Here is a 22,721-nt window from a genome sequence, read left to right as displayed (position 1 = left end):
CTTCCATCAATTACATTCTGAATGCTGAATATAATGACCAGGAGCAAAATGCAATGATCTAGCGCAAGGCCCGCGCACTCAGCGCGCGGCGTCCATCGCAGCCATCAGCCGCGCCTTCTCGCCCGCGTCGCCGGGGCGCGAAATCGCCTCGGCCAGCGCCTCGAGCGTGGCGATGGAATGGCCCGCGCGAAAGGCATCGACATGGGGCAGCATGGCGCGGATGCCGCTGGCACGCGGCGCGAACCCTTCCCAGCGCAGCAGCGGATTGAGCCAGATCAGGCGGCGCGCGCTCAGATGAAGGCGCTCGATCTCGCGCTCCAGCGCATCCGCATCGCCCCGGTCCAGACCGTCGGTGATCAGCAGCAGCACCGCGCCCTGCCCCATCACCCGGCGCGACCAGTCGCGGTTGAAGGCGTGCAGGCAGTCGCCGATCCGCGTGCCGCCCTCCCAGTCCTGCGCCTCCTGCCCGGCGGCGGCCAGCGCGCTGTCAACGTCGCGCCGGTCCAGATGGCGGGTGATATTGGTCAGCCGCGTGCCGAAGGTGAAGGCATGGACCCGCGCCCAGCCGGCACCCTTTTCATTGGCCACCGCATGCAGGAAATGCAGCACCATGCGGCTGTATTGGCTCATCGAGCCGGAAATGTCGCACAGGACGACGAGATTGGGCCAGCGCGGGCGCGGTTTCTGCATGTGGATACGGCGCAGCTCGCCCCCGCGGCGCATGGCGGCGCGCAGCGTGGCGCGCGCATCGATCCGCGTGCCCTGCGCGCTGGCGATGGCGCGGCGCGATTTCAATGGCTTCACCGGCAGGCTGAGCCGCGCCAGCATCCGGCGCGCGGCGGCGGTCTCCTCGGTGCTCATCTGCTCGAAATCGAGATGACGCAGCCGTTCTTCGGCGGACATCGTGGCCGAGGCGTCGATCTCGATCTCGCTCTCGTCGTCCTTGCCCTCATCGCCCCCTTGCGCGGGCGCCTCGGGTTCGATCCCGTCGAGCAGCGCCTCGGCGGCGCGCTTTTCGCCCGCCTGCGCCGCGCGCTCCTCCTGGACGCCGCGGATCGCGGGCAGCATCATCGCCATCATGTGTTCCATGTAGCGCGGGTCGCGCCAGTAGAGGCGGAAGATCTGCGCAAAGACCGCGCGATGTTCGGGGCGCGTGACCAGACAGGCGCGCAGCGTGTAGAAGAAATCCGTCTTCGAGGTGAATCCCGCCGCCGCCACCGCGCGGATCGCGTCGATCACCCGCCCGGTCCCGACCGGCAGGCCCGCCTTGCGCAGGGCGCGGGCGAAATGGATGACGTTCTGGGTCAGCCGGGGATTGTCCGGCAGATCGAGCGCGGGGTATTCAGCCATTGCGCAGCTTGGGGGCCAGCCCCCAAACCCCCGGAGTATTTCCGGCAAGATGAAGCATCAGGCCGGCTCCAGGCTGGCTTTGGCCTCGTCCAGCAGGCGCTTGGCCTCGGAGCCCTGAAGGCGCTGGATGTCGTCCTGATATTTGAGGATCGCGCCGATCGTGTCGGCGATCACCTCGGGGCTGAGCGCGATCACGTCAAGCGCCAGCAGGCATTTGGCCCAATCGATGGTTTCGGCGACACCGGGTTTCTTGAAGAGGTCCTCGCCGCGCAGCCGCTGGACGAAGGCCACGACCTCGCGACTGAGCTCTTCGGCGGCTTCGGGGGCGCGGGCATGGAGGATCTCCATCTCGCGGTCGAAATCGGGGTAATCGACCCAGTGGTAAAGACAGCGCCGCTTGAGCGCGTCATGCACCTCGCGGGTGCGGTTGGATGTCAGGATGACGATGGGCGGCGCGGGGGCGGCGATGGTGCCGAGTTCCGGGATCGTCACCTGGAAATCGCTGAGCGCCTCAAGCAGGAAGGCCTCGAAAGGTTCATCGGTGCGATCAAGCTCGTCGATGAGCAGCACCGGCGGCCCGCCATCCTGCGGGCGCATGGCCTGAAGGAGCGGGCGTTCGATCAGGTATTGCTCGGTGAAAAGCTCGTCCTTCAAGGCATCGCGATCCGCGCCCGCGCCTTCGAACCCCATCGCCTCGGCGGTGCGTATGGCGATCATCTGTTCGGCGAAGTTCCACTCACAGACGGCGCTCGCCGCGTCCAGCCCCTCGTAGCATTGCAGCCGGATCAGCCGCCGCCCGAGCCCGGCGGCGATCGCCTTGGCGATCTCGGTCTTGCCCACCCCCGCCTCGCCTTCGAGGAAAAGCGGCCGCCCCAGCCTGAGCGCAAGGAACACCACCGTTCCAAGCGCACGGTCGCAGACATAGCCCTCGGCAGCGAGCATCGCCTGCACCTCGTCGATCGACCCCGGTATCGTCTTCATCCGCGCCTCCCTCGGTCATGCGTCAAGAAGTGCATGCGCGCACGTCCAGCGTCAAGCGCCACTCATCGACGCAGCCCCTTGTGCCGGCACCAGAAACCCCTTGGATTTTCCCAAATTTCGCCCAGATTGCAGCCTAGTCCGAAGGCGTCGAAGCCGTTGCAAGCGGCCGCTGCGCGAGGACGCAGAATAAGGATCGGAGCAGAATGCAGGACAGTCCCAATACCTATGACACCCCGCTTGGCGGGCTCGACTGGTCGGCATGGCTCGAGGCGGCGGAAGGAATCGTCGACGAGGATGGCTATGTCGAGCGGCTGGGACGGCGGCACGCGGCGGTCTTCCTCGAGGAGAAGCCGACCCTTCTGGTGAGTTTCGAGACAAGGCAGACCATCATCGAACAGTCGCAGAACGCGCACCCCCTGGGCTGGTCGATGGTCAAGGCGCTCGGCTGGTCGCATCTCTGCCTGATCTGCAATGGTGACAGCTGGTTTCGCGACCGTCACGTCTATGGCTATTTCGACCGACTGGTCGATGACGGCTTCTTCGACGAGTTCGAGCAGGTCATCTTTTACGGCGAGGGCGCCTGCGGCTATGCGGCGGCGGCGTTCTCGGTGGCGGCTCCCGGCGCACGGGTGGTGGCGCTGCGCCCGCAGGCCACGCTGGACCCGCGCATCGCCGAATGGGATGATCGCTACAAGGCGATGCGCCGCATCGCCTTCGACGACCGCTACGGTTATGCGCCCGACATGCTGGACGCCGCCGGGCACGCCTTCGTGCTCTATGATCCCGAAATCAAGCTTGATGCGATGCATTCGGCGCTCTTTACCCGGCCCAATGTCACCCGCTTCCGGCTGCGATTCATGGGCACGCGCCTTCAGCAATCGCTCTTGGGGATGGATGTGCTGCTGCGCATCCTCGCCCAGGTCAGCGCCGGGCGCCTGACCCGCCGGAGCCTCGCGCAGATGATGCGCGCCCGCCGCACGCATGTGCCATACCTCAAACGGGTCCTCGCGCGGCTCGAACATGAGAAACGGCTTTTCCTCGTGGCGCTCTGGTGTCGCAGCATCATGCGCGAAACCCCTGGGCCCCGGTTCCGCCGCGCGCTGCGCTCGGCCTATCAGACCGCCGAGGACAAGGGGCTCACCATGCCCGAGCGCGAAGCGGACTGAACCGCGCATTCCCTGTGCCGCAAGGTGCCGTGGTATCTGGCGGCGCGCCGCGCGATTGTGTAAAGGCTCGGAACCATGAGCCAGAGCCTGACCATCCCCCGCCCCGACGACTGGCACCTGCATCTGCGCGATGGCGCGATGCTGCGTGCCGTCCTGCCCGAAAGCGCGCGCCATTTCGCCCGCGCCATCATCATGCCCAACCTCGTGCCCCCCGTGGTGACCGGCGCCGATGCCCGCGCCTATCGCGACCGGATCATGGCCGCCCTGCCCGAGGGCGCCGATTTCACGCCGCTCATGACGCTTTACCTGACCGAGGCGACGGACCCCGCCGACGTGGCGCGCGCCCATGCCGAAGGGCTCATCACCGCGGTCAAGCTCTACCCGGCGGGGGCCACCACCAATTCCGCCAGCGGCGTGCGCGATTTCGACCGCGTGCGCGGCGTGCTCGAGGCGATGGCGGACTCCGGCTGCCCGCTTTGCGTGCATGGCGAGGTGACCGATCCCGAGATCGACATCTTCGACCGCGAGGCGGTGTTCATCGACCGCGTGCTCGATCCGCTGCGCCGTGCGGTGCCGGGGCTCAGGGTCGTGATGGAACATGTCACGACGCGCGACGGCGTGGACTATATCAAATCCGCCGACAGCGATCTGGCCGGTACGATCACCACCCATCACCTGATCATCAACCGCAACCATATCCTGGTCGGCGGAATCAAGCCGCATTACTACTGCCTGCCCGTGGCCAAGCGCGAATCCCACCGCCTCGCCCTGCGCGCCGCCGCCACCTCTGGCGACGCGCGCTTTTTCCTGGGCACCGACAGCGCCCCTCACAGCGACGACGCCAAGGAAAACGCCTGTGGCTGCGCGGGCTGCTTCACCGCCACCAACACGATGCCAATGCTTGCGCATGTCTTCGAAGAGGAAGCCGCGCTCGGGCGGCTTGAAGGTTTCGCCGCGCGCCACGGCCCCGCCTTTTACGGCCTGCCGGTCAATGACGCATCGCTGACGCTGGTGAAGGGCGACAGCCCCACCCGCTTCCCCAGGCGCATCGATTCCGGCGACGGCCCCGTCACCGTCTTCGATCCCGGCTTTCCCGTTCACTGGTCCGTCGCCGACTGACCCGCCGCCCGCCGTCTTCCACAGGAGCATACCGATGATCCCCACCGCCTACCCGCCGCGCGACGCGATCGCCCGCCTCACCGCCCGCATGCTGCTCGAAATCGAAGCCGTGCATTTCAACGCGGCCGAACCGTTCACGCTGTCTTCCGGCCTGCCCTCGCCCACCTATATCGACTGCCGCAAGCTGATTTCGTTCCCGCGCATCCGCGCCACGCTGATGGATTTCCTCTCCGTCACGGTGATGCGCGACGCCGGGCTCGAGGCCTTCGACAATGTCGCGGGCGGCGAGACCGCGGGCATCCCCTTTGCCGCGCTGGTGGCCGAACGCATGGCGCTGCCGATGACCTATGTGCGCAAGAAGCCCAAGGGCTACGGGCGCAACGCCCGAATCGAAGGCGTCATGGGTGAAGGCGACCGGGTGCTGCTGGTCGAGGACCTGACCACCGATGGCGGCTCGAAACTGAGCTTCGTCGATGCGATCCGCGACACCGGCGCGACCTGCGCCCATACGGCGGTGATCTTTTTTTACGGCATCTTTCCGGAGACCGAAAAGACCCTCGGCGATCATGGCGTGGCGCTGCATTACCTTTGCACCTGGCGCGACGTTCTGGCCGAGGCCCGCGCTCAGGGCACCTTTGACGCCGCCACGCTCGACGGGGTCGAATCGTTTCTGGATGACCCGCGCGCCTGGCAGGCGGCGCGCGGCTGAACGAATCGTGACTGGCGCGCGCCGGGATGCACGCGCGCCAGGGCAGAAAAATGCCGGTTGCGGCGAATTCGCCACGGCGGCCGCGCCGCACCTATGGCTCGCCACAACATGTTGACGAACGCCCCCCAAAGGCGGCAATATGAGGCACCCAAGGATATCCACAGATCATCCACAGAGTTGTTCCACGTTGTTCACCCCTTCGCACGGGAGCTATGAGCGGTGATCCAGCAGGAACGGGGGAGACCATGAACGAAGTCGCGAGCTTCAACGCCACCGGTGCCAAGATACAGGACGCGGAGACCATGCCGCATTCCATCGAGGCCGAGCAGCAATTGCTGGGTGCACTGCTGACAAATAACGAGGTCTATGACCGCGTCGCCTCGATCATCAAGCCGCATCATTTCTACGATCCCGTTCACCAGCGCATCTACGAAACCGCCGTGGCGCGGATCGGCAAGGGCAATCTCGCCTCGCCGGTCACGCTCAAAGCGTTCCTCGAGGATGACGAGGGCCTCAAGGAACTGGGCGGCCCGGCCTATCTCGCCCGCCTCGCGGGGGCCGCGATCAGCGCCTTCGCGGTGCGCGACTATGCCCAGATGATCCATGACATGGCGATCCGGCGCGAGTTGATCGCCCTTGGCCATGACATCGCCGGCAAGGCCGCGCGCGCCGAGGTCGAAAGCGAACCGCGCGACCAGATCGTCGAGGCCGAGCAGAAGCTCTACCAGCTCTCCGAACAGGGCCAGACCGAAAGCGGCTTTCAAAGCTTCCTGCGCGCGGTGACCGATGCAGTCAATGTCGCCAATGCCGCCTATCAGCGCGATGGCGGGCTCGCGGGCATCTCGACCGGGCTGATGGACATGGACCGCAAACTCGGCGGGCTGCACAAATCCGACCTTCTGATCCTGGCCGGACGTCCCTCGATGGGCAAGACCTCGCTGGCCACCAACATTGCCTACAACATCGCCAAGGCCTATCGTATGGGCGAGCGCCCCGACGGCACGCAAGGCGCCATCGAAGGCGGCGTCGTGGGCTTTTACAGCCTCGAGATGAGCGCCGAACAGCTGGCCGCGCGGATTCTCTCGGAAGCCGCCGAAGTCCCCTCCGAACAGATCCGGCGCGGCGACATGACCGAACCGGAATTCCGCCGCTTCGTGGATGCCGCCAAGGCGCTCGAATCCTGCCCGCTCTTCATCGACGACACGCCTGCCCTGCCGATCAGCCAGCTCGCCGCGCGGGCGCGCCGCCTCAAGCGCACCCACGGGCTCGACGTGCTGATCGTGGATTACCTGCAACTGGTGCGCCCCGCTTCCGCCAAGGACAGCCGCGTCAACGAAGTGAGCGAGATCACCCAGGGCCTCAAGGCCATCGCCAAGGAGCTCGACATCCCCGTGATCGCCCTCAGCCAGCTCTCGCGCCAGGTCGAATCGCGCGAGGACAAGCGCCCGCAGCTCTCGGACCTGCGCGAATCCGGCTCGATCGAACAGGATGCCGACGTGGTGATGTTCGTCTTCCGCGAGGAATATTACGCTGAGCGCGAAAAACCCTCCGATGACCGGCTCGATGAAATGGCCGCCTGGCAGGAACGGATGGAGCGCCTGCACGGCAAGGCCGAAGTGGTCATCGGCAAGCAGCGCCACGGCCCCATCGGCACCATCGAACTCAGCTTCGAGGGCCAGTTCACGCGCTTTGGCAACCTCGTGAAACCCTGGCAACAGGACGGCGCGGGCGAGCGCGAGTTCTGACCGCGCCCCCCCATCCCCCGTCCCCCCGGCGCTTCTTCTGTTTCGAAATATCCCGGGGGAGTCGCCGCTTGCGGCGACGGGGGCAGCGCCCCCCGCACCAGCGCCCGGATGCGCGCCGCCGCCGCATCTTCGCGCGCCCCTGATCCGCTCCTCTCGCGCTTTCCCCTTGACCCCGACCCTCACCATGGCAAAACCCTCCCCATGAGCACCGGCACGCTGACCATCGACCTTGACGCGATCCGCGCCAACTGGCGCACGCTCGATGCCATGAGCACGGGCGAGACCGCCGCCGTCGTCAAATCCGACGCCTACGGGCTGGGCGCCGAGCGCGTCGCGCGCGCATTGGCGCATTGCGGCGCCCGCAGCTTCTTTGTCGCCGTCGCCGAGGAAGGCGCGGCCCTGCGCGCCACGCTGGGGCCTTCCCCGGCGATCTATGTCTTTTCGGGGCATATGCCGGGGGATGCCGACATGATCGGCGATACCGGCCTCATTCCGATGCTCAACTCGCTCGACCAGATGATCCGCCACGCCGAGGCCCTGCCCGGCCACCCGTTCGGCATCCAGCTCGACACCGGCATGAACCGGCTGGGGATGGAGCCGGGCGAGTGGGCGGCGGTGCGCGATGTGGCGCTCAGCCAGTCCCCGGCGCTGATCATCAGCCACCTCGCCTGCGCCGACCTGCCCGACCACGACATGAACCGCCAGCAGCTTCATGCTTTCCATGACATGACCGACGGGCTCGACGTGCCGCGCTGCCTCGCCAATACCGGCGGCGTGCTCATGGGGGCGGATTACCATTTCGACATGTGCCGCCCCGGTATCGGGCTCTATGGCGGGCGCCCCTTCGCGGATGCGCGCCCGGTGGTCACGCTCGACATTCCCGTGATCCAGAGCCGCGACCTCGCGCCGGGCGAGACCGTGGGCTATGCCAACACCTTCACCGCCCGCCGCCCGACCCGCATCGCCACCATCGCCGCGGGCTATGGCGATGGCATCCTGCGCGCCATGGGACCGCAAAGCGTGGTCCTGGCCGAGGACGGCACCCGCTGCCCGATGGCGGGGCGCATCTCGATGGACCTGATCGGCGTCGATGTGACCGATCTCGACCATGATCCGAAATCGCTGCAATTGCTGGGCGCCGAACAGGGCGTCGACGACCTGGCCGACAATGCCGGAACGATCGGCTATGAAATCCTCACCTCGCTCGGGGCGCGCTATCGGCGCCGCTATACCGGCGGATGAAGCTGATCACCGCCCTTCTCGGCCGGCTGGGCCGCCAGACGCTGCTGATCATGGCCGTGATCGGGCGCATCGCGCTCTTTGCCGCCGCCACCGTCACCCATCTTCTGCGCCCGCCCTTCTATGCGCGTGAATTCGGCCATGCGCTGATCCAGATCGGCTGGCTCTCGCTGCCGGTGGTGGGCATGACGGCGCTGTTCACCGGCGGCGCGCTGGCGCTTCAGATCTATGCCGGGGGCGCACGCTTCAACGCTGAAACCGTGGTGCCCTCGATCGTCGCCATCGGCCTCACGCGCGAACTTGGCCCGGTGCTGGGCGGACTCATGGTGGCGGCGCGCGTGGCCTCTTCCATCGCCGCCGAGATCGGCACCATGAAGGTGACCGAACAGATCGACGCGCTCACCACACTTTCCACCAACCCGATGAAATACCTCACCCTGCCGCGTGTGCTGGCGGCGACGCTGGCGGTGCCGATGCTGGTCGGCGTGGGCGACGCGATCGGCATCATGGGCGGGTTTCTGGTGGGCGTCGGGCGGCTCGATTTCGGCGCCGGCACCTACCTGCACAACACAATCGACTTCCTCGAGACATGGGATGTCGTCTCGGGCATGATCAAGGGCGCGGTCTTTGGCTTCATCGTGGCCCTGATGGGCTGCTATTACGGCATGAATTCGGGGCGCGGCGCACAGGGCGTCGGCCGCGCGACCAAGGCGGCGGTGGTCGCCGCCTCGGTGCTGATCCTGGCCTCCAACTACATCCTGACAGAACTGTTCTTTTCCGCTTAGGAGTAAAGCTGGTGAGCACGAATTCCTATGAAATCCTTGAAGAAACCGTGGAATACATCTCCAAGTTTGAAGAAATCGAGTTCTATCACCTTATGCAATTGGATATAATTCTTGATTCTGACGATGGGTCTATTCCGCCCCGACTGCGACGTCTGATAGAGAATTTTAGCCGTCAAACCTCTTCTGAACGCGATGGGCTGATCCAAAGCCTCAAACAGATGATACGCGTAATTGATCGTCTGCCGCCTTCTCTTAAAGCAAGAATGGTAGAGGCTTCCAATCGTCCGGACGCTTCAGATGAACTTATACCTACCTTCGCTTTGGAGCGAGGAGAGCGGGACCGAATTCTTGAATTATGCGAGAGAATGCGAAGAATAGTTTTCAGTGCTTCTGAGTTTGACCAGCCACATAGAGTTCGATTGTTGAATCGCATCGCCGCCATCGAAGCGGAAACCCATAAACCCGAAGGCATGTTTGATGTCGTAAGGGGCGGTATTGACGACCTTGGCGAAACGCTCGGCAAGTTTGGAGTGAACATTAAGCCTTTGAGTGATCGGATGAATGAAGTTGTCAGTATCGCGCGCCGCGGTACAAAAGCCTACGATCAGCTCCCCGAGCCCGAGGAAGTCAAGCAGCTCCCACCTCCCGAAGACGACAGTGAAGAAGCATGATCGAACTCAAGGACGTTCATAAGGCCTTCGGGGCAAACCGGGTGCTGCAAGGGGTGGACCTCACCATTCCCACCGGCACGTCGATGGTCATCATCGGCGGCTCGGGCACCGGCAAATCGGTGGCGCTGAAATGCATTCTCGGGCTGATCCGCCACGATTCCGGCGACATCCTTCTCGATGGCAAGGACGTGACGCGCGGCGACCGCGACGCCTTCCTTGCGCGCTTCGGGATGCTGTTCCAGGGCGGCGCGCTGTTCGATTCCCTGCCCGTCTGGCAAAACGTCGCCTTCCGCCTGCTGCGCGGCTCGCTCAAGCGGCCCAGGGACGAGGCCCGCGATATCGCCATCGAGAAACTGCGCCGCGTCGGGCTGACCCCCGAACAGGCCGACAAGTTCCCCGCCGAACTGTCGGGGGGCATGCAGAAACGCGTCGGCCTCGCGCGCGCCATCTGCGCCGAGCCGGAGATCATCTTCTTTGACGAACCCACCACCGGGCTCGACCCGATCATGGCGGGCGTCATCAACGACCTGATCCGCGAGATCGTCACCGAGATGGGCGCCACCGCCATGACCATCACCCATGACATGACCTCGGTGCGCGCCATCGCCGACAATGTGGCGATGCTGCATGACGGGGTGATCAAATGGACCGGCCCCGTCGCCGATATGGACAACAGCGGCGACCCCTATCTTGACCAGTTCATCCACGGTCGCGCCACCGGCCCGATCGAGGCGGTCCGGTGACAGGCCTCAAATACGCCAACCTCGCGCTGCTGGTCCTTTATCCTGTCGCGTGGTTCGCGCCCCTGATGCGTGCGGGGCTGAACCTGCCGCTCTTCGGCCTCTCGGAAATCAGCGTCATCTCGGGGCTGCAAAGCCTCTGGCGCAGCGATGTGTTCCTGGCGCTTGTCGTCACCGTGTTCGCGCTCTTTGCGCCCTATCTCAAGACCATCGGCCTCGCGCTCATCCATTTCGGCCTGCTCCGGCGCAAGGTGCTGCCCGCGCTCGAGATTCTGGGCAAGCTGGCGATGGCTGACGTGTTCCTCATCGCGCTCTATGTCACGCTGGCCAAGGGCATCGGCCTCGGGCGCATCGAGATCGCCTGGGGGCTTTACCTGTTCACCGCCTGCATCCTCGCCTCGATCCTGATCGCCTGGCGCACCGGGGCGGCGCGCAAACGCTCAATCGCCCAATAGGGGTTTGACGCTCTCACCGGCTTGGGGCATGACGCTGACATGGCGAAATCCGGCACCTTTTCCTGCTCGGCCTGCGGCGCGTCCTTTTCCAAATGGTCCGGGCGCTGCGACGCCTGTGGCGAATGGAACACCATCACCGAAGACACGCCCCTGTCCTCCGGCCCGGCTTCGAAATCGCTGGGCACGAAACGTGGCCGCCAGATCCACCTCACCGATCTTTCGGCGAAGGAATCGCCCCCCCCGCGCACCGGCTCGGGCTTGGCGGAACTCGACCGCGTGCTGGGCGGCGGGCTGGTGCCCGCCAGCGCCATCCTCGTGGGCGGCGATCCCGGCATCGGCAAATCGACGCTCCTGTTGCAGGCCGCGGCCTGCTTCGCCCGCGCCGGGCTCAAGACCTTCTATGTCTCGGGCGAAGAGGCCAGCACCCAGATCCGCATGCGCGCGCAGCGCCTCGGGCTGGCGGATGCGCCGGTCAAGCTGGCCGCCGCCACCAGCCTGCGCGACATCCTCACGACGCTGGAATCGGAATCGCCCGACCTCGTCATCATCGACTCGATCCAGACGGTCTGGGCCGACAACGTCGACAGCGTCCCCGGCAGCGTCAGCCAGGTGCGCGCCGCCGCCCATGAACTGACCACCTTCGCCAAGCGCAAGGGCGCCAGCGTCGTCATGGTCGGCCATGTCACCAAGGACGGCCAGATCGCCGGGCCGCGCGTGGTCGAACACATGGTGGATACCGTGCTCTATTTCGAGGGCGAGCGCGGCCACCAGTTCCGCATCCTGCGCAGCGTCAAGAACCGCTTTGGCCCCGCCGACGAGATCGGCGTCTTCGAAATGACCGGCGGCGGGCTGGCCGAGGTCGCGAACCCGTCGGAGCTGTTCCTTTCGGGGCGCGGCGACCCGGCCCCCGGCTCGGTCGTGTTCGCCGGGATCGAAGGCACCCGCCCGGTGCTGGTCGAGATGCAGGCGCTGGTCGCGCCCAGCCCCCATTCGCAGCCCCGCCGCGCCGTGGTCGGCTGGGACGGCGCGCGCCTCGCCATGATCCTCGCCGTGCTCGAGGCGCGCTGTGGCATCCCCTTCGCGGGGCTCGATGTCTATCTCAACGTCGCGGGCGGCATCAAGATTTCCGAACCCGCCGCCGACCTTGCCGTCGCCGCCGCGCTGCTCAGTGCGCGCGAGGATACCAGCCTGCCGGCGGAAACGGTGATTTTCGGGGAAATCAGCCTCTCGGGCGCGCTCCGCCCGGTCGGCCAGACGGAAAACAGGTTGAAAGAGGCGCGAAAACTTGGTTTCACATCGGCAATCTTGCCGTCCGGCGGTAAACCCGGTGGCAGCGGTGGCCTTTCGCTCACCCGGATGAGCGATCTGACCGCCTTCGTGGGTGAGGTTTTCGGTGCAGGGTAAGCGCCACCAGGGACAGGACGGATATTGAATGGACGGTTTCACAATCATCGACGGCGTTGTTGCGCTTGTCATCGTGCTGTCGGCGCTTCTGGCCTATTCGCGCGGCTTCGTGCGCGAGGCGCTGGCCATCGCGGGCTGGATCGTGGCCGGTATCCTGGCCTTCATGTTCGCCCCCCAGGTCGAGCCTCTGGTCAAGGAAGTGCCCGTCGTGGGCGATTTCATCGCCGACAGCTGCGAATTGTCGATGATCGGCGCCTTTGCCGCGGTCTTCGCCGTGGCGCTGATCGTCGCGTCACTGATCACGCCGCTGTTCTCGTCCCTCGTGCAGCGCTCAGCCCTGGGCGGGCTCGATCAGGGGATCGGCTTTCTCTTCGGGGTGGCGCGGGGCGTGCTCTTGGTGGCGATCGCCTATTTCGTCTATGAAACCGTGGTGTCCAGCCAGAACATCCAGATCATCGACGACAGCCGCTCGGCGCGCATCTTCAGCCAGATGACCGGCAAGATCCAGGACGGCAATCCCGAACAGGCGCTTGGCTGGATCACCCGCCAGTACGAAGAACTGGTCGGCGCCTGCGATGCGCCCGCCGCCCCCGCAGACACCCAGACCACGGCCCCCGCCGCCAGCGAATAGGGCGCGCGCCGGGCCTGCCGATCAAGGACACCAGACCGCGATGCCCCAACCGCCCCTTTTCGCCATGATCCTGGTCACCGTCGCCGGGGCGGCCATCGCGCTGCAATCGCCCATCAATTCCGCCCTCGGCCGCCATATCTCCAGCAGCCTCGGCGCGGCGACGATATCTTTCGGGGTCGGCTTCGCCCTTCTGGTGATGATCACGCTGGCCTATGGCGACGGCGGCAAGCTGCTTGGCGCGGCGCAAGCGCCCCGGCTGTTGCTGACCGGCGGCATCCTTGGCGCATTCCTGGTCTGGGCGACGCTCTACAGCGTCCCGGTTCTGGGCGTGCTGACGCTGACGGCGGTGCTGATCCTCGGCCAGATCGCCGCCGCGCTGATCATCGACCATATCGGCCTCTTCGGCATTGCCGCGCGTGAAATCACCGTCACCCGCCTGCTGGCGGCGCTGATGGTGGCGGGTGGTGTGGTGCTCTCGCGCTACTGAAACCGGACGCGAGCCCGCGGCCCGCTCCAAAACCCTGACGAGAAGTGATGGCGCGCCGGCCCCATCGCGCAGGCATCAGGCAAGTTTCTGTGATAGTTTCGTGACATATGCCGCCACAGCCCTTATCTAGGGGTCGAATGCATGACCGGGATTCGGAGCTGCCCCTTGTCCAAGCATATGCCCCCCGCGCATCCCTTCGATTTCGACGCAATGGCGGATGACGCCGATGCCGACAAGCTGAAGGAAGAATGCGGCATATTCGGCGTGATCGGCCTGACCGATGCCGCCAATTTCGTGGCCCTCGGGCTGCATGCCCTGCAACATCGCGGGCAAGAGGCGGGCGGCATCGTCTGCCATGACGCCGAACAGGGGTTCAATTCGGCGCGCCGCTTCGGCTATGTGCGCGACAATTTCACCAAGCAGTCGCTGATGGAAACCCTGCCCGGCCCGCTGTCTATCGGGCATGTGCGCTACTCCACCGCCGGGTCCAAAGGCCCCACCCAGATCCGCGACGTGCAACCCTTCTTCGGCGAATTCGCCATGGGCGGCGCGGCGATCGCCCATAACGGCAACATCACCAATGCCAATGCCCTGCGCCGCGAACTGATCGAGCGCGGCTCGATCTTCCAGTCCAGCTCGGACAGCGAATGCATCATCCACCTGATGGCGCGGTCGCTGCAACGCACCATCCCCGAACGGATGGAAGACGCGCTGCGCCGCGTCGAAGGCGCGTTTTCCGTGGTGGCCATGACCCGCAGCAAGCTCATTGGCGTGCGCGATCCGCTGGGCGTGCGCCCTCTGGTCCTGGGCCAGATCGGCGATGGCTGGGTGCTCAGCTCGGAAACCTGCGCGCTCGACATCATCGGCGCCAAGTTCGTGCGCGAGGTCGCACCCGGCGAAATGGTGGTGATCACCGAAGACGGCGTCGAAAGCCTCTTTCCCTTCCGCCCGCAGAAACCCCGCTTCTGCATCTTCGAACATGTGTATTTCTCGCGCCCCGACTCGATCATCGGCGGGCGCTCGGTCTATGAAACGCGCCGCCAGATCGGCGTGGAACTGGCGCGCGAGGCCCCGGTCGACGCCGATCTCGTCTGCCCCGTTCCCGACAGCGGCACGCCAGCAGCGATCGGCTACAGCCAGGAATCGGGCATCCCCTACGCCATGGGGATCATCCGCAACCAGTATATGGGCCGCACCTTCATCGAACCGACCGAGCAGATCCGCAACATGGGTGTGCGCCTCAAGCTCAACGTGAACCGCGCCCTGATCGAGGGCAAACGCGTGATCCTGGTGGATGACAGCGTGGTGCGCGGCACCACCAGCCGCAAGATCAAGGAAATGATCCTCGATGCCGGGGCCGCCGAGGTGCATTTCCGCATCGCCTCGCCGCCCACCGCCTGGCCGTGCTTTTACGGGGTGGATACGCCGCAGCGCGAGAAACTCCTCGCCGCCACGATGAGCGAGGACGAAATGCGTGACCACCTTCAGGTGGACAGCATCAAGTTCGTCTCGCTCGACGGTCTTTACCGCGCCGTGGGCGAGGCCAGCGGCCGCAAGGCCTCATGCCCGCAATATTGCGACGCCTGTTTTTCCGGCGAATACCCGGTCGCGCCTTCGGACATGATCGAACAGGGCTTCCAGCTCAAGGCGGCGGAATAGGCGCCCTCGCCCCGCCCCGGCGGGGCGCGTCGCCGCGCCGCCCTGTTTGCCCTTGACCTCGCCCGGTTTTCTCCGCAGACCCGTGCCATGACAGACCGTATCGCCCTCATCACCGGTGCGTCGCGCGGGCTCGGGTTCGCCCTGGCCGAGGCGCTTTGCGACACCCATCACATCGTCGCCGTGGCGCGCACGACCGGCGCGCTCGAGGAACTCGATGATCGCATCAAGGCCAGGGGCGGCAATGCCACGCTCGCGCCGATGGACATCACCAAGGTTGACGCCATGCGCCAGCTCTGCCGCTCGATCCATGATCGCTGGGGCAATGTGGACATCTGGGCACATACCGCCATCAATGCCGCGCCGATGATGCCCGCCGCGCATCTCGACGAGGATGTCTGGGAAAAATCGGTCGAAGTGAACGTGACCGCCACCGGCCGCCTGATCGCCTTCGTCGCGCCGCTTCTGGACGAGTCGGGCCGCGCCTTGTTTTTTGCCGACGAGGCGCGCACCGGGCAGAAATTCTTCGGCATCTACGGCGCCACCAAGGCGGCGCAGATTGCGCTGGCCCGCAGCTGGCAGGCCGAAAGCGTCAAGACCGGGCCTGCGGTGCATATCCTTGCCCCCGAACCCATGCAGACAGCCACCCGCGCACGCTTCTTTCCGGGCGAAGAGCGCGCCGGACTCGCCACACCCCGGGACGAGGCGCGCCGCCTTCTGGCAACGCTCGCCTGAAGCGTTTGCGCAAGGCCGGTCTTGCGCTTGCCGCAGGGCCGCCACAGGGATAGAAGAGAGCGCAACGCGACCACGAAAAAGGGGCTATATCCGTGCGCATTCTCATCACCAATGACGACGGGATCGACGCACCGGGCCTGAAGGTGCTCGAAGAGATCGCCGGCACGCTGGCCGGTGACGACGGCGAGGTCTGGACCGTCGCCCCCGCCTTCGAGCAATCGGGCGTCGGTCATGCCATCTCTTTCACCCGCCCGATGATGATTTCCGAGATTGGCCCGCGCCGCTTCGCCGCCGAGGGCAGCCCCGCCGATTGCGTTTTGGCGGCCGTGCATGACGTGATGCAGGGCAATCCCCCCGATCTCGTGCTCTCGGGCGTGAACCGGGGCAACAACTCGGCCGAAAACGCGCTTTATTCCGGCACGCTTGGCGGCGCGATGGAAGCGGCGCTGCAAGGGCTGCGCGCCGTGGCGCTCAGCCAGTATTACGGCCCCGAAATCCGCGATCTCGATGACCCGTTCGAGGCCGCCCGACAGCATGGCCTCGCCACGCTCAACGCCCTGCTGGAGCGCGGCGTCTGGACCAGGGACGATTACGGCATCTTCTACAACATCAATTTCCCCCCCGTCCCCGCCGCCGGGGTAAAGGGCATCAAGGTCGCACCGCAAGGCTTTCGCCGCGACATGGGCTTTGGCGTGCAGCCGGTGCATTCGCCCTCGGGGCGCCGCTTTCTCTGGGTCACCGGCGCACCTCAGCAGCAGCCCACCGTCGATGGCACCGATGCCGACATGAATCTCAAAGGCTATATCTCGGTCACGCCGATGCGCGCGGACCTCACGGCCCATGACGCGCTGGAGGCACTCAGGGCCATCGAATGAGTGACGACGCCGCCGATATCGCCGAACGCAAGATGCAGTTCCTCTTCGCGCTGCGCTCCAAGGGCGTGACGGATATGCGGGTGCTGACGGCGATGGAGAAAGTCGACCGTGGCCCCTTCATCCGCGGCTATTTCGCGCATCGCGCCTATGAGGACATGCCCCTGCCGATCGCCTGCGGCCAGACCATATCGCAGCCCTCGGTGGTGGGGCTGATGAGCCAGGCGCTCAAGGTCAGCCCGCGCGACAAGGTGCTCGAGGTGGGCACCGGCTCGGGCTACCAGGCGGCGATCCTCAGTTACCTGGCGCGGCGCGTCTACACCGTGGACCGCCACAAGCGGCTGGTCGACGAGGCCAGCACGATCTTTCGCGAACTGGATCTCACCAATATCACCGCCGTTACCGCCGATGGCAGCTTCGGCCTGCCCGATCAGGCGCCCTTTGATCGTATCCTGGTGACAGCCGCCGCCGAAGATCCCCCCGGCCCGCTCTTGGCGCAATTGAAAATCGGCGGTATCATGGTGCTGCCGGTCGGCCAGTCCGACGCCGTGCAAAGCCTGATCCGCGTCACACGCCACGAGACGGGGTTCGATTACGACGAGATGCGCCCGGTGCGCTTCGTGCCCCTGGTCGAGGGGCTGGGCCGCGACGGCTGACCGCGCAAGACGAGTAGCAAACCCGAGCCCCGGCCAACAAGGGGCGCAGGACGAGGACCGATCGAGATGAACTTTTCCAGAACCAGCGCGCCGCTCCTGGCAGGCACCGCGATCCTGATGCTGAGCGCCTGCGGCGACCGGCCCCTCGATTTCGACCTGCGCGGCGCTTTCGGCAACGCGCCCAGCACCGCCGAGGCCGCCGCAAACGCGACCGCCAAGCGCCCCGAGCCCGACAGCCGCGGAATCATCTCCTATCCCGGCTATCAGGTGGCCGTGGCACAGCGCGGGGACAACGTGGCCGACCTCGCCTCGCGGATCGGCGTCGATCCCGGCGAACTCGCGCGCTATAACGGCATCCAGACCGGCGACCCCCTGCGCGAGGGCGAGATCGTGGCCCTGCCCGGCCGCGTCAGTGAACCCTCGGGCGGACCGATCACCCCCTCGGGCGAGGTCGATATATCCACCCTTGCAGGTGACGCCATCACCAACGCCCAGCAACCCGCCAGCGTGCAGACCTCGGCCCTGCCCGCCGCCCAGTCCGGCGTCGAACCCATGCGCCACAAGGTCGAGCGCGGCGAAACCGCCTATACGATCGCCCGGCTCTATGATGTCACGGTTCGCAGCCTCGCCGAATGGAACGGGCTGGGCTCGGACCTTTCGGTGCGCGAAGGGCAGTATCTGCTGATCCCCGTGGCCCGCACCGAAAGTGGCGACGACCGGCAGGCCAGCGACGATGAGGAGACCACCCGCCCCGGCACCGGCTCGCCCACGCCCGAGCCGCCCTCCTCCTCGCGCCCGCTGCCCGAGGAGGATACCGTTCCCGCCGCCGAGCCGGTCGAAAGCAGCGCCCCCGACCTTGGCGCCACCCAGAGCGCACAAAGCGATGGCGCCGCGATGGCCTTCCCGGTGCGCGGCGACATCATCCGCGACTATGCCAAGGGCGAGAATGACGGTATCGACATCGCCGCCAGCCCCGGCACCGCGGTCAAGGCCGCCGCCGATGGCGTGGTCGCCGCCATTACCAATGACACAAACGGCGTGCCGATCATCGTGATCAAGCACCCCGATAACCTGCTGACCGTCTATTCCAATATCGACAACGTCACCGTGACCAAGGGTGACAATGTCAGCCGGGGCCAGAAGCTGGCCGAGATACGGCGCGAAGGCACTGCCGCGCTGCATTTCGAGGTCCGCGACGGTTTCGACAGCGTCGACCCCAACGACTATCTCGGCTGACCGCCCGCCCCGGAACAGGTCTGATCCAGCGGAGCGCGCGTCCCGCGCGCGCAGGTTTTCCTGATTTGTGCCTGTGGGTGCTGCGGCGCGAAAGCGGCGCAGGTGGCGCCGGGATGCGGCCTCGCGATCAGGTATTTATGGCCAGATGAAACGCAGTGCCGGCTTTCTGGCGGATCAGATCGCGATGCCGCGCCGCCCCGCCAGATCGGTGAAATACTGCCACGCCACCCGGCCCGAGCGCGACCCGCGCGTGGCCTGCCATTCGATCGCCTCTGCGCGCAGCGTCGCATCGTCGATCTCGATCCCATGCGCATCGCAATAGCCCCGGATCATGGCCAGATATTCGTCCTGATCGCAGGGATGAAAGCCCAGCCACAGCCCGAAACGATCACTGAGCGAGACCTTTTCCTCGGTCGCTTCCGAAGGGCTGATCGCCGAGGAGCGTTCATTCTCGATCATGTCGCGCGGCATCAGGTGGCGCCGGTTCGACGTGGCATAAAAGACCACGTTGTCGGGCCGCCCCTCGATCCCGCCATCAAGCACCGCCTTGAGGGATTTATAATGCTGGTCGTCATGGCTGAAGGAGAGGTCGTCGCAAAACAGGATGAAACGCGCGCTTGACTGGCGCAGATGCCCCAACAGGCGGCCGACGCTGGGCAGGTCCTCGCGCTGAAGCTCCACGATCTTGAGCGACGGGCCCTCGGCGCGCACCGCCGCATGAACCGCCTTCACGAGGCTCGATTTGCCCATCCCGCGCGCGCCCCAGAGCAGCGCGTTATTGGCAGGCAGCCCCTGTGCGAACTGGCGGGTATTCTCAAGCAGCGTGTCGCGCGAGCGGTCGATACCCAGCAGCAGCGACATGTCCACCCGGTTCACCTCGGGCACGGGTTGCAGACGGTCGGGCTCCACATGCCAGACAAAGGCGTCGGCCGCGTCGAAATCGGGCGTTTCCAGGGGCGCGGGCGCCATGCGCTCAAGCGCCGCCGCAATCCGGTCCATGCTGTCGCTCACGTCGATTTGTCCTCGTCGTCCTTTTTCTTGTCGCCCGCATCGTCCTCGTCGAACTCGTCAAGCAGCGGGTCGTCGAAATCATCCTCGCCATAAGGGTCCCGCGCGGCATCTGGCGTGGAGTCAGGGGATGGATCGGGATCATGATCATCCTCGTCATCGTCGAACCAGAGTCCCTCCGCGCGCAGCCGCGCCTCGCGCTTGCGCTCAACCCGGCGCACCAGCCAGATCGACACTTCGTAAAGCCCGTAGACCACCACGAACAGGATCACCTGGGTGATCACGTCCGGCGGCGTCACCAGGGCGGCCAGCAACAGGATGCCGACCACCGCGTATTTGCGCATGTTGCCCAAGCCTTCGGCGCTGACCAGCCCGGCCTTGCCCATCAGCGTCAGCAGCACCGGCAACTGAAAGCACATCCCGAAGGCCACGATGAACTTGATCGTGAGGTTCAGATATTCCTGCGCCGACCCCTGAAACACCACGCTCAGCGGCGCGGCGCCCTGGCCGCCCCCCGGCAGGGCCTCGCCGCCCGCGCCGAATTGCTGGAAGCCCAGGAAGAAATCATAGGCCAGCGGCGTCACCACGTAAAAGGCGAAGGACGCGCCCAGGATGAACATGAAGGGCGAAGCCACGAGGAAGGGCAGAAACGCGCCCTTCTCGGATTTGTAAAGCCCCGGCGCCACGAAGCGCCACATCTGGTTGGCGATATAGGGAAAGGACAGCATCAGACCGCCCAGCAGCGACACCTTGATGGCGACGAAGAAACCTTCCTGCGGGCTGATGAAGATCAGGTCGCAATCCTGCCCGCGGCTGGCCAGAACCTGGCAGAGCGGCGCGGTGAGAAAGTTGAAGATCGGCGTGGCGACCGTGAAACAGATGATCATGCCGATGAGGAAGGCCACGACCGATTTGATCAGCCGCGTGCGCAGCTCGGTCAGATGTTCGATCAGGGGGGCCGAACTGTCTTCGATATCGTCGCTGGGGCTCATGCCTTGCTGTCCTTGGAGCTGGCGGGCGCGTCATCGGCACTGGTCTCGGCCGCCGCCGCCTCGGCCGCTTCGGCCGCCTCTCGTGCGTGGCGCTCGGTCGCCATCTCGGCGCTCCTGGCGCGGATCTTCTCGGCCTGGGTCCGGCGTTCCTCGCTCAGCCCGGTCGGTTCTTCCGCGGGCCCGTCGCCGGTTTGCTCCTCCGCCTTGGCCTTGGCGGTTTTCGGGCCGGCCATGGTATCCTGGGTGAAACTCTCGCTGGCCGATTTGGCGGTCTTGCGCACTTCGTCCATCGCGCTGCCTACCGGATTGGTGGCCTTGCGCAGACTGTCCGAGACATCCTTGACCCCGGTCTCGTCGGCGGCATCATTCATCGCCTGGCTGAAATCGCGGGCCATGCGCTTGGCCTTGCCCACAAAATTCCCGACTGCGCGGAACATGCCCGGCAGATCCTTGGGTCCGACGACGATCAGCGCGACGATGCCGATCACCATCAGCTCGGTCCAGCCCAGGTCGAACATTCAGGGTTCAGACCTTGTCTTTTTCGTCTTCGGGCGTGACGTCCTTGGCGGTGTCGCCGGTCTCGTCACTCGCTTCGTCGATTTCCTTGGTGCCTTCGGCGACGCCCTTCTTGAACGATGTGATGCCCTTGCCCACTTCGCCCATCAGCGACGATATCTTGCCGCGCCCGAATAGCACCAGCACCACGACGGCGATCAGCAGAAGGCCCGGAAGGCCGATATTGTTCAGCATAGTCTATCTCCCATTGTCGGGGACCGTTTGTGCGCCTCCCCGGCATTTTCGTCAACCGTATCTAAGCCTTCATCGCGCGGGTTGGAAGAACCAATAGTCATGCACAGACCAGAAATCGGCAATTTCCCCCGCCGCGCGCCGCAACCACCCTTCATCTGGCCCGAAAATACCTCGGGGGAGTCGCCGCTTGCGGCGACGGGGGCAGCGCCCCCTCTTCGCGTCACTTCAATCACGCGCCGGAAAGACGAAACAGCGGTCGCGCCGGATCATCAGCCACAGCGGCTTGCCGGGGCTGGGCAGGAACACGTTGGGCACCGTGGCGTGCATCAGCGAACCGTCGTGATCCATGCGGAACTCCACAAGGCTTTCGCTGCCCATGAAGCGGGCGCGCTCGACCACGCCGCGGGCAGGCGTGCCGTTCTCGATGGTCGGTCCGGGGCCGCGCCCGGCGCGGTCGAAATCGATGCGGATATGCTGCGGGCGAATAACGATATCCACCTCGTTGCCCTCATGCACCCCCGGCGCCAGGAAATGGCCAAAGGGCGTCTCCACCAGCGACCCGTTAACTTTGCCACGTATCACATTGATGTCACTGAAAAATGCCACCGCATCACGATCCACGGGCGCGTTGTAGATGTTATAGGGCGCACCCTGCTGCACGATCCGCCCGTCGCGCATCAGCGCGATCTCGTCGGCCATGCGCATGGCCTCTTCGGGCTCATGGGTGACCAGCAACACCGCCGTATCCTGCTCGCGCAGGATATCCAGCGTCTCGTCGCGGATGCCGTCGCGCAGCCGGTTGTCGAGCCCCGAAAACGGCTCGTCCATCAGCATGATCGAGGGGCGCGGCGCCAATGCGCGCGCCAGCGCGACGCGCTGCTGCTCACCTCCCGACAATTCATGCGGATAGGTCTCGCGGTAGCTGCCAAGACCCACGCGCTCCAGCAGCTCATCCACCCGCCGGTCGATCGCACCGCGTTCGCCCGACAGGCCAAAGGCCACATTCGCCGCCACGCTCAGATGCGGAAACAGCGCGAAATCCTGAAACATCAAGCCGATATGGCGCCGCTCCGGGGGCACGCGGAACACCCGGTCACAGACCAGCTCCCCATCCACCCAGATTTCGCCCTCGTCCTGCATCTCGACGCCCGCGATCATCCGCAGGGTCGTCGATTTGCCACAGCCCGACGGCCCCAGAAGGCATGTCACCTGCCCCGGCAACACCTTGAGCGACACGTCATCGACGACCGTGCGCGCGCCGTAGCGGCGCACGAGATTCCTGATTTCCAGACGCGGAGTCGCTGACTGCACCTTGGCCTCGTGTTTCTTCCCGA

The 22,721-nt window shown here is 65.6% G+C and carries 24 protein-coding genes; 17 read left to right on the top strand and 7 right to left on the bottom strand.

Annotated features, from left to right (window positions below):
• Nucleotides 1-78: 78 nt before the first annotated feature.
• Together N5A93_RS08510 and N5A93_RS08505 are read right to left on the bottom strand one after the other, a co-directional pair.
• On the bottom strand, nucleotides 79-1,350 hold the full coding sequence (locus tag N5A93_RS08510; protein ID WP_268954660.1) for a vWA domain-containing protein: 1,272 nt from the start codon (nucleotides 1,348-1,350) through the stop codon (nucleotides 79-81).
• Nucleotides 1,351-1,407: 57 nt separating this feature from the next.
• Entirely contained in the window at nucleotides 1,408-2,331 is a 924-nt protein-coding gene (locus N5A93_RS08505; protein WP_268954659.1) for an AAA family ATPase, read from the bottom strand.
• Between the two features lie 203 nt (nucleotides 2,332-2,534).
• On the opposite strand from N5A93_RS08505, the gene N5A93_RS08500 reads away from it, so the two are divergent.
• From N5A93_RS08500 to N5A93_RS08420, 17 genes are all read left to right on the top strand, one after another.
• Nucleotides 2,535-3,497, top strand: coding sequence for a phosphoadenosine phosphosulfate reductase (locus N5A93_RS08500; RefSeq protein ID WP_268954658.1), 963 nt, complete (start codon nucleotides 2,535-2,537; stop codon nucleotides 3,495-3,497).
• A gap of 75 nt (nucleotides 3,498-3,572) precedes the next feature.
• Entirely contained in the window at nucleotides 3,573-4,616 is a 1,044-nt protein-coding gene (gene pyrC / locus N5A93_RS08495; protein WP_268954657.1) for a dihydroorotase, read from the top strand.
• A gap of 34 nt (nucleotides 4,617-4,650) precedes the next feature.
• Entirely contained in the window at nucleotides 4,651-5,325 is a 675-nt protein-coding gene (locus tag N5A93_RS08490) for an orotate phosphoribosyltransferase (RefSeq protein WP_268954656.1), read from the top strand.
• A gap of 245 nt (nucleotides 5,326-5,570) precedes the next feature.
• Nucleotides 5,571-7,070 carry a replicative DNA helicase gene (locus N5A93_RS08485; RefSeq protein ID WP_268954655.1) on the top strand — a complete coding sequence of 500 codons (1,500 nt, stop codon included), beginning with the start codon at nucleotides 5,571-5,573 and terminating at the stop codon, nucleotides 7,068-7,070.
• Between the two features lie 201 nt (nucleotides 7,071-7,271).
• Nucleotides 7,272-8,312: an alanine racemase gene (gene alr, locus N5A93_RS08480; protein WP_268954654.1), complete on the top strand. Its 1,041-nt coding sequence runs from the start codon at nucleotides 7,272-7,274 to the stop codon at nucleotides 8,310-8,312.
• Nucleotides 8,309-9,094 carry an MlaE family ABC transporter permease gene (locus tag N5A93_RS08475; protein WP_268954653.1) on the top strand — a complete coding sequence of 262 codons (786 nt, stop codon included), beginning with the start codon at nucleotides 8,309-8,311 and terminating at the stop codon, nucleotides 9,092-9,094. The genes alr and N5A93_RS08475 overlap by 4 nt, the downstream gene beginning before the upstream one ends.
• 11 nt (nucleotides 9,095-9,105) lie before the next feature.
• A complete protein-coding gene (locus N5A93_RS08470) occupies nucleotides 9,106-9,765 on the top strand; it encodes a hypothetical protein (RefSeq protein ID WP_268954652.1) in 660 nt (219 codons plus the stop codon).
• Entirely contained in the window at nucleotides 9,762-10,508 is a 747-nt protein-coding gene (locus N5A93_RS08465) for an ABC transporter ATP-binding protein (RefSeq protein ID WP_268954651.1), read from the top strand. The genes N5A93_RS08470 and N5A93_RS08465 overlap by 4 nt, the downstream gene beginning before the upstream one ends.
• Nucleotides 10,505-10,960: a paraquat-inducible protein A gene (locus tag N5A93_RS08460; RefSeq protein ID WP_268954650.1), complete on the top strand. Its 456-nt coding sequence runs from the start codon at nucleotides 10,505-10,507 to the stop codon at nucleotides 10,958-10,960. Before N5A93_RS08465 ends, N5A93_RS08460 begins: the two co-directional genes overlap by 4 nt.
• A gap of 39 nt (nucleotides 10,961-10,999) precedes the next feature.
• Nucleotides 11,000-12,364 carry a DNA repair protein RadA gene (gene radA / locus N5A93_RS08455; RefSeq protein WP_268954649.1) on the top strand — a complete coding sequence of 455 codons (1,365 nt, stop codon included), beginning with the start codon at nucleotides 11,000-11,002 and terminating at the stop codon, nucleotides 12,362-12,364.
• A gap of 28 nt (nucleotides 12,365-12,392) precedes the next feature.
• On the top strand, nucleotides 12,393-12,995 hold the full coding sequence (locus N5A93_RS08450) for a CvpA family protein (RefSeq protein ID WP_268954648.1): 603 nt from the start codon (nucleotides 12,393-12,395) through the stop codon (nucleotides 12,993-12,995).
• A gap of 40 nt (nucleotides 12,996-13,035) precedes the next feature.
• The gene (locus N5A93_RS08445; RefSeq protein ID WP_268954647.1) at nucleotides 13,036-13,482 is read left to right on the top strand and encodes a DMT family transporter; all 447 of its coding nucleotides are present in this window, start codon (nucleotides 13,036-13,038) and stop codon (nucleotides 13,480-13,482) included.
• A 177-nt stretch (nucleotides 13,483-13,659) separates the two neighbouring features.
• Complete coding sequence (gene purF, locus N5A93_RS08440) at nucleotides 13,660-15,141, top strand: amidophosphoribosyltransferase (protein ID WP_268954682.1); 1,482 nt, start codon at nucleotides 13,660-13,662, stop codon at nucleotides 15,139-15,141.
• 87 nt (nucleotides 15,142-15,228) lie between these two features.
• Nucleotides 15,229-15,873: an SDR family NAD(P)-dependent oxidoreductase gene (locus N5A93_RS08435; RefSeq protein ID WP_268954646.1), complete on the top strand. Its 645-nt coding sequence runs from the start codon at nucleotides 15,229-15,231 to the stop codon at nucleotides 15,871-15,873.
• Between the two features lie 92 nt (nucleotides 15,874-15,965).
• A complete protein-coding gene (surE, locus tag N5A93_RS08430; RefSeq protein WP_268954645.1) occupies nucleotides 15,966-16,748 on the top strand; it encodes a 5'/3'-nucleotidase SurE in 783 nt (260 codons plus the stop codon).
• Complete coding sequence (locus N5A93_RS08425; RefSeq protein WP_268954644.1) at nucleotides 16,745-17,401, top strand: protein-L-isoaspartate(D-aspartate) O-methyltransferase; 657 nt, start codon at nucleotides 16,745-16,747, stop codon at nucleotides 17,399-17,401. Before surE ends, N5A93_RS08425 begins: the two co-directional genes overlap by 4 nt.
• Before the next feature lie 66 nt (nucleotides 17,402-17,467).
• Nucleotides 17,468-18,637 (top strand): M23 family metallopeptidase, encoded by a 1,170-nt coding sequence (locus N5A93_RS08420; protein ID WP_268954643.1) that lies wholly within the window; start codon nucleotides 17,468-17,470, stop codon nucleotides 18,635-18,637.
• Nucleotides 18,638-18,811: 174 nt separating this feature from the next.
• Here the strand turns inward: N5A93_RS08420 and N5A93_RS08415 are convergent, their stop codons facing one another.
• From N5A93_RS08415 to N5A93_RS08395, 5 genes are all read right to left on the bottom strand, one after another.
• Nucleotides 18,812-19,648, bottom strand: coding sequence for an ATP-binding protein (locus tag N5A93_RS08415; protein ID WP_268954642.1), 837 nt, complete (start codon nucleotides 19,646-19,648; stop codon nucleotides 18,812-18,814).
• The gene (gene tatC / locus N5A93_RS08410; protein ID WP_268954641.1) at nucleotides 19,645-20,637 is read right to left on the bottom strand and encodes a twin-arginine translocase subunit TatC; all 993 of its coding nucleotides are present in this window, start codon (nucleotides 20,635-20,637) and stop codon (nucleotides 19,645-19,647) included. The genes N5A93_RS08415 and tatC overlap by 4 nt, the downstream gene beginning before the upstream one ends.
• A complete protein-coding gene (gene tatB / locus N5A93_RS08405; protein WP_268954640.1) occupies nucleotides 20,634-21,155 on the bottom strand; it encodes a Sec-independent protein translocase protein TatB in 522 nt (173 codons plus the stop codon). Before tatB ends, tatC begins: the two co-directional genes overlap by 4 nt.
• Before the next feature lie 7 nt (nucleotides 21,156-21,162).
• Entirely contained in the window at nucleotides 21,163-21,387 is a 225-nt protein-coding gene (locus N5A93_RS08400) for a twin-arginine translocase TatA/TatE family subunit (protein WP_268954639.1), read from the bottom strand.
• A gap of 225 nt (nucleotides 21,388-21,612) precedes the next feature.
• On the bottom strand, nucleotides 21,613-22,698 hold the full coding sequence (locus tag N5A93_RS08395; protein ID WP_268954638.1) for an ABC transporter ATP-binding protein: 1,086 nt from the start codon (nucleotides 22,696-22,698) through the stop codon (nucleotides 21,613-21,615).
• Between the last annotated feature and the right edge of the window lie 23 nt (nucleotides 22,699-22,721).

Origin of the sequence: Roseovarius salincola, assembly GCF_026891095.1 — a bacterium.
In the GTDB taxonomy this organism is placed as follows: Bacteria; Pseudomonadota; Alphaproteobacteria; order Rhodobacterales; family Rhodobacteraceae; genus Roseovarius; species Roseovarius salincola.
The sequence above is the reverse complement of the archived record's forward strand: the minus strand, read 5'-3'. Positions and strand labels throughout refer to the sequence as shown.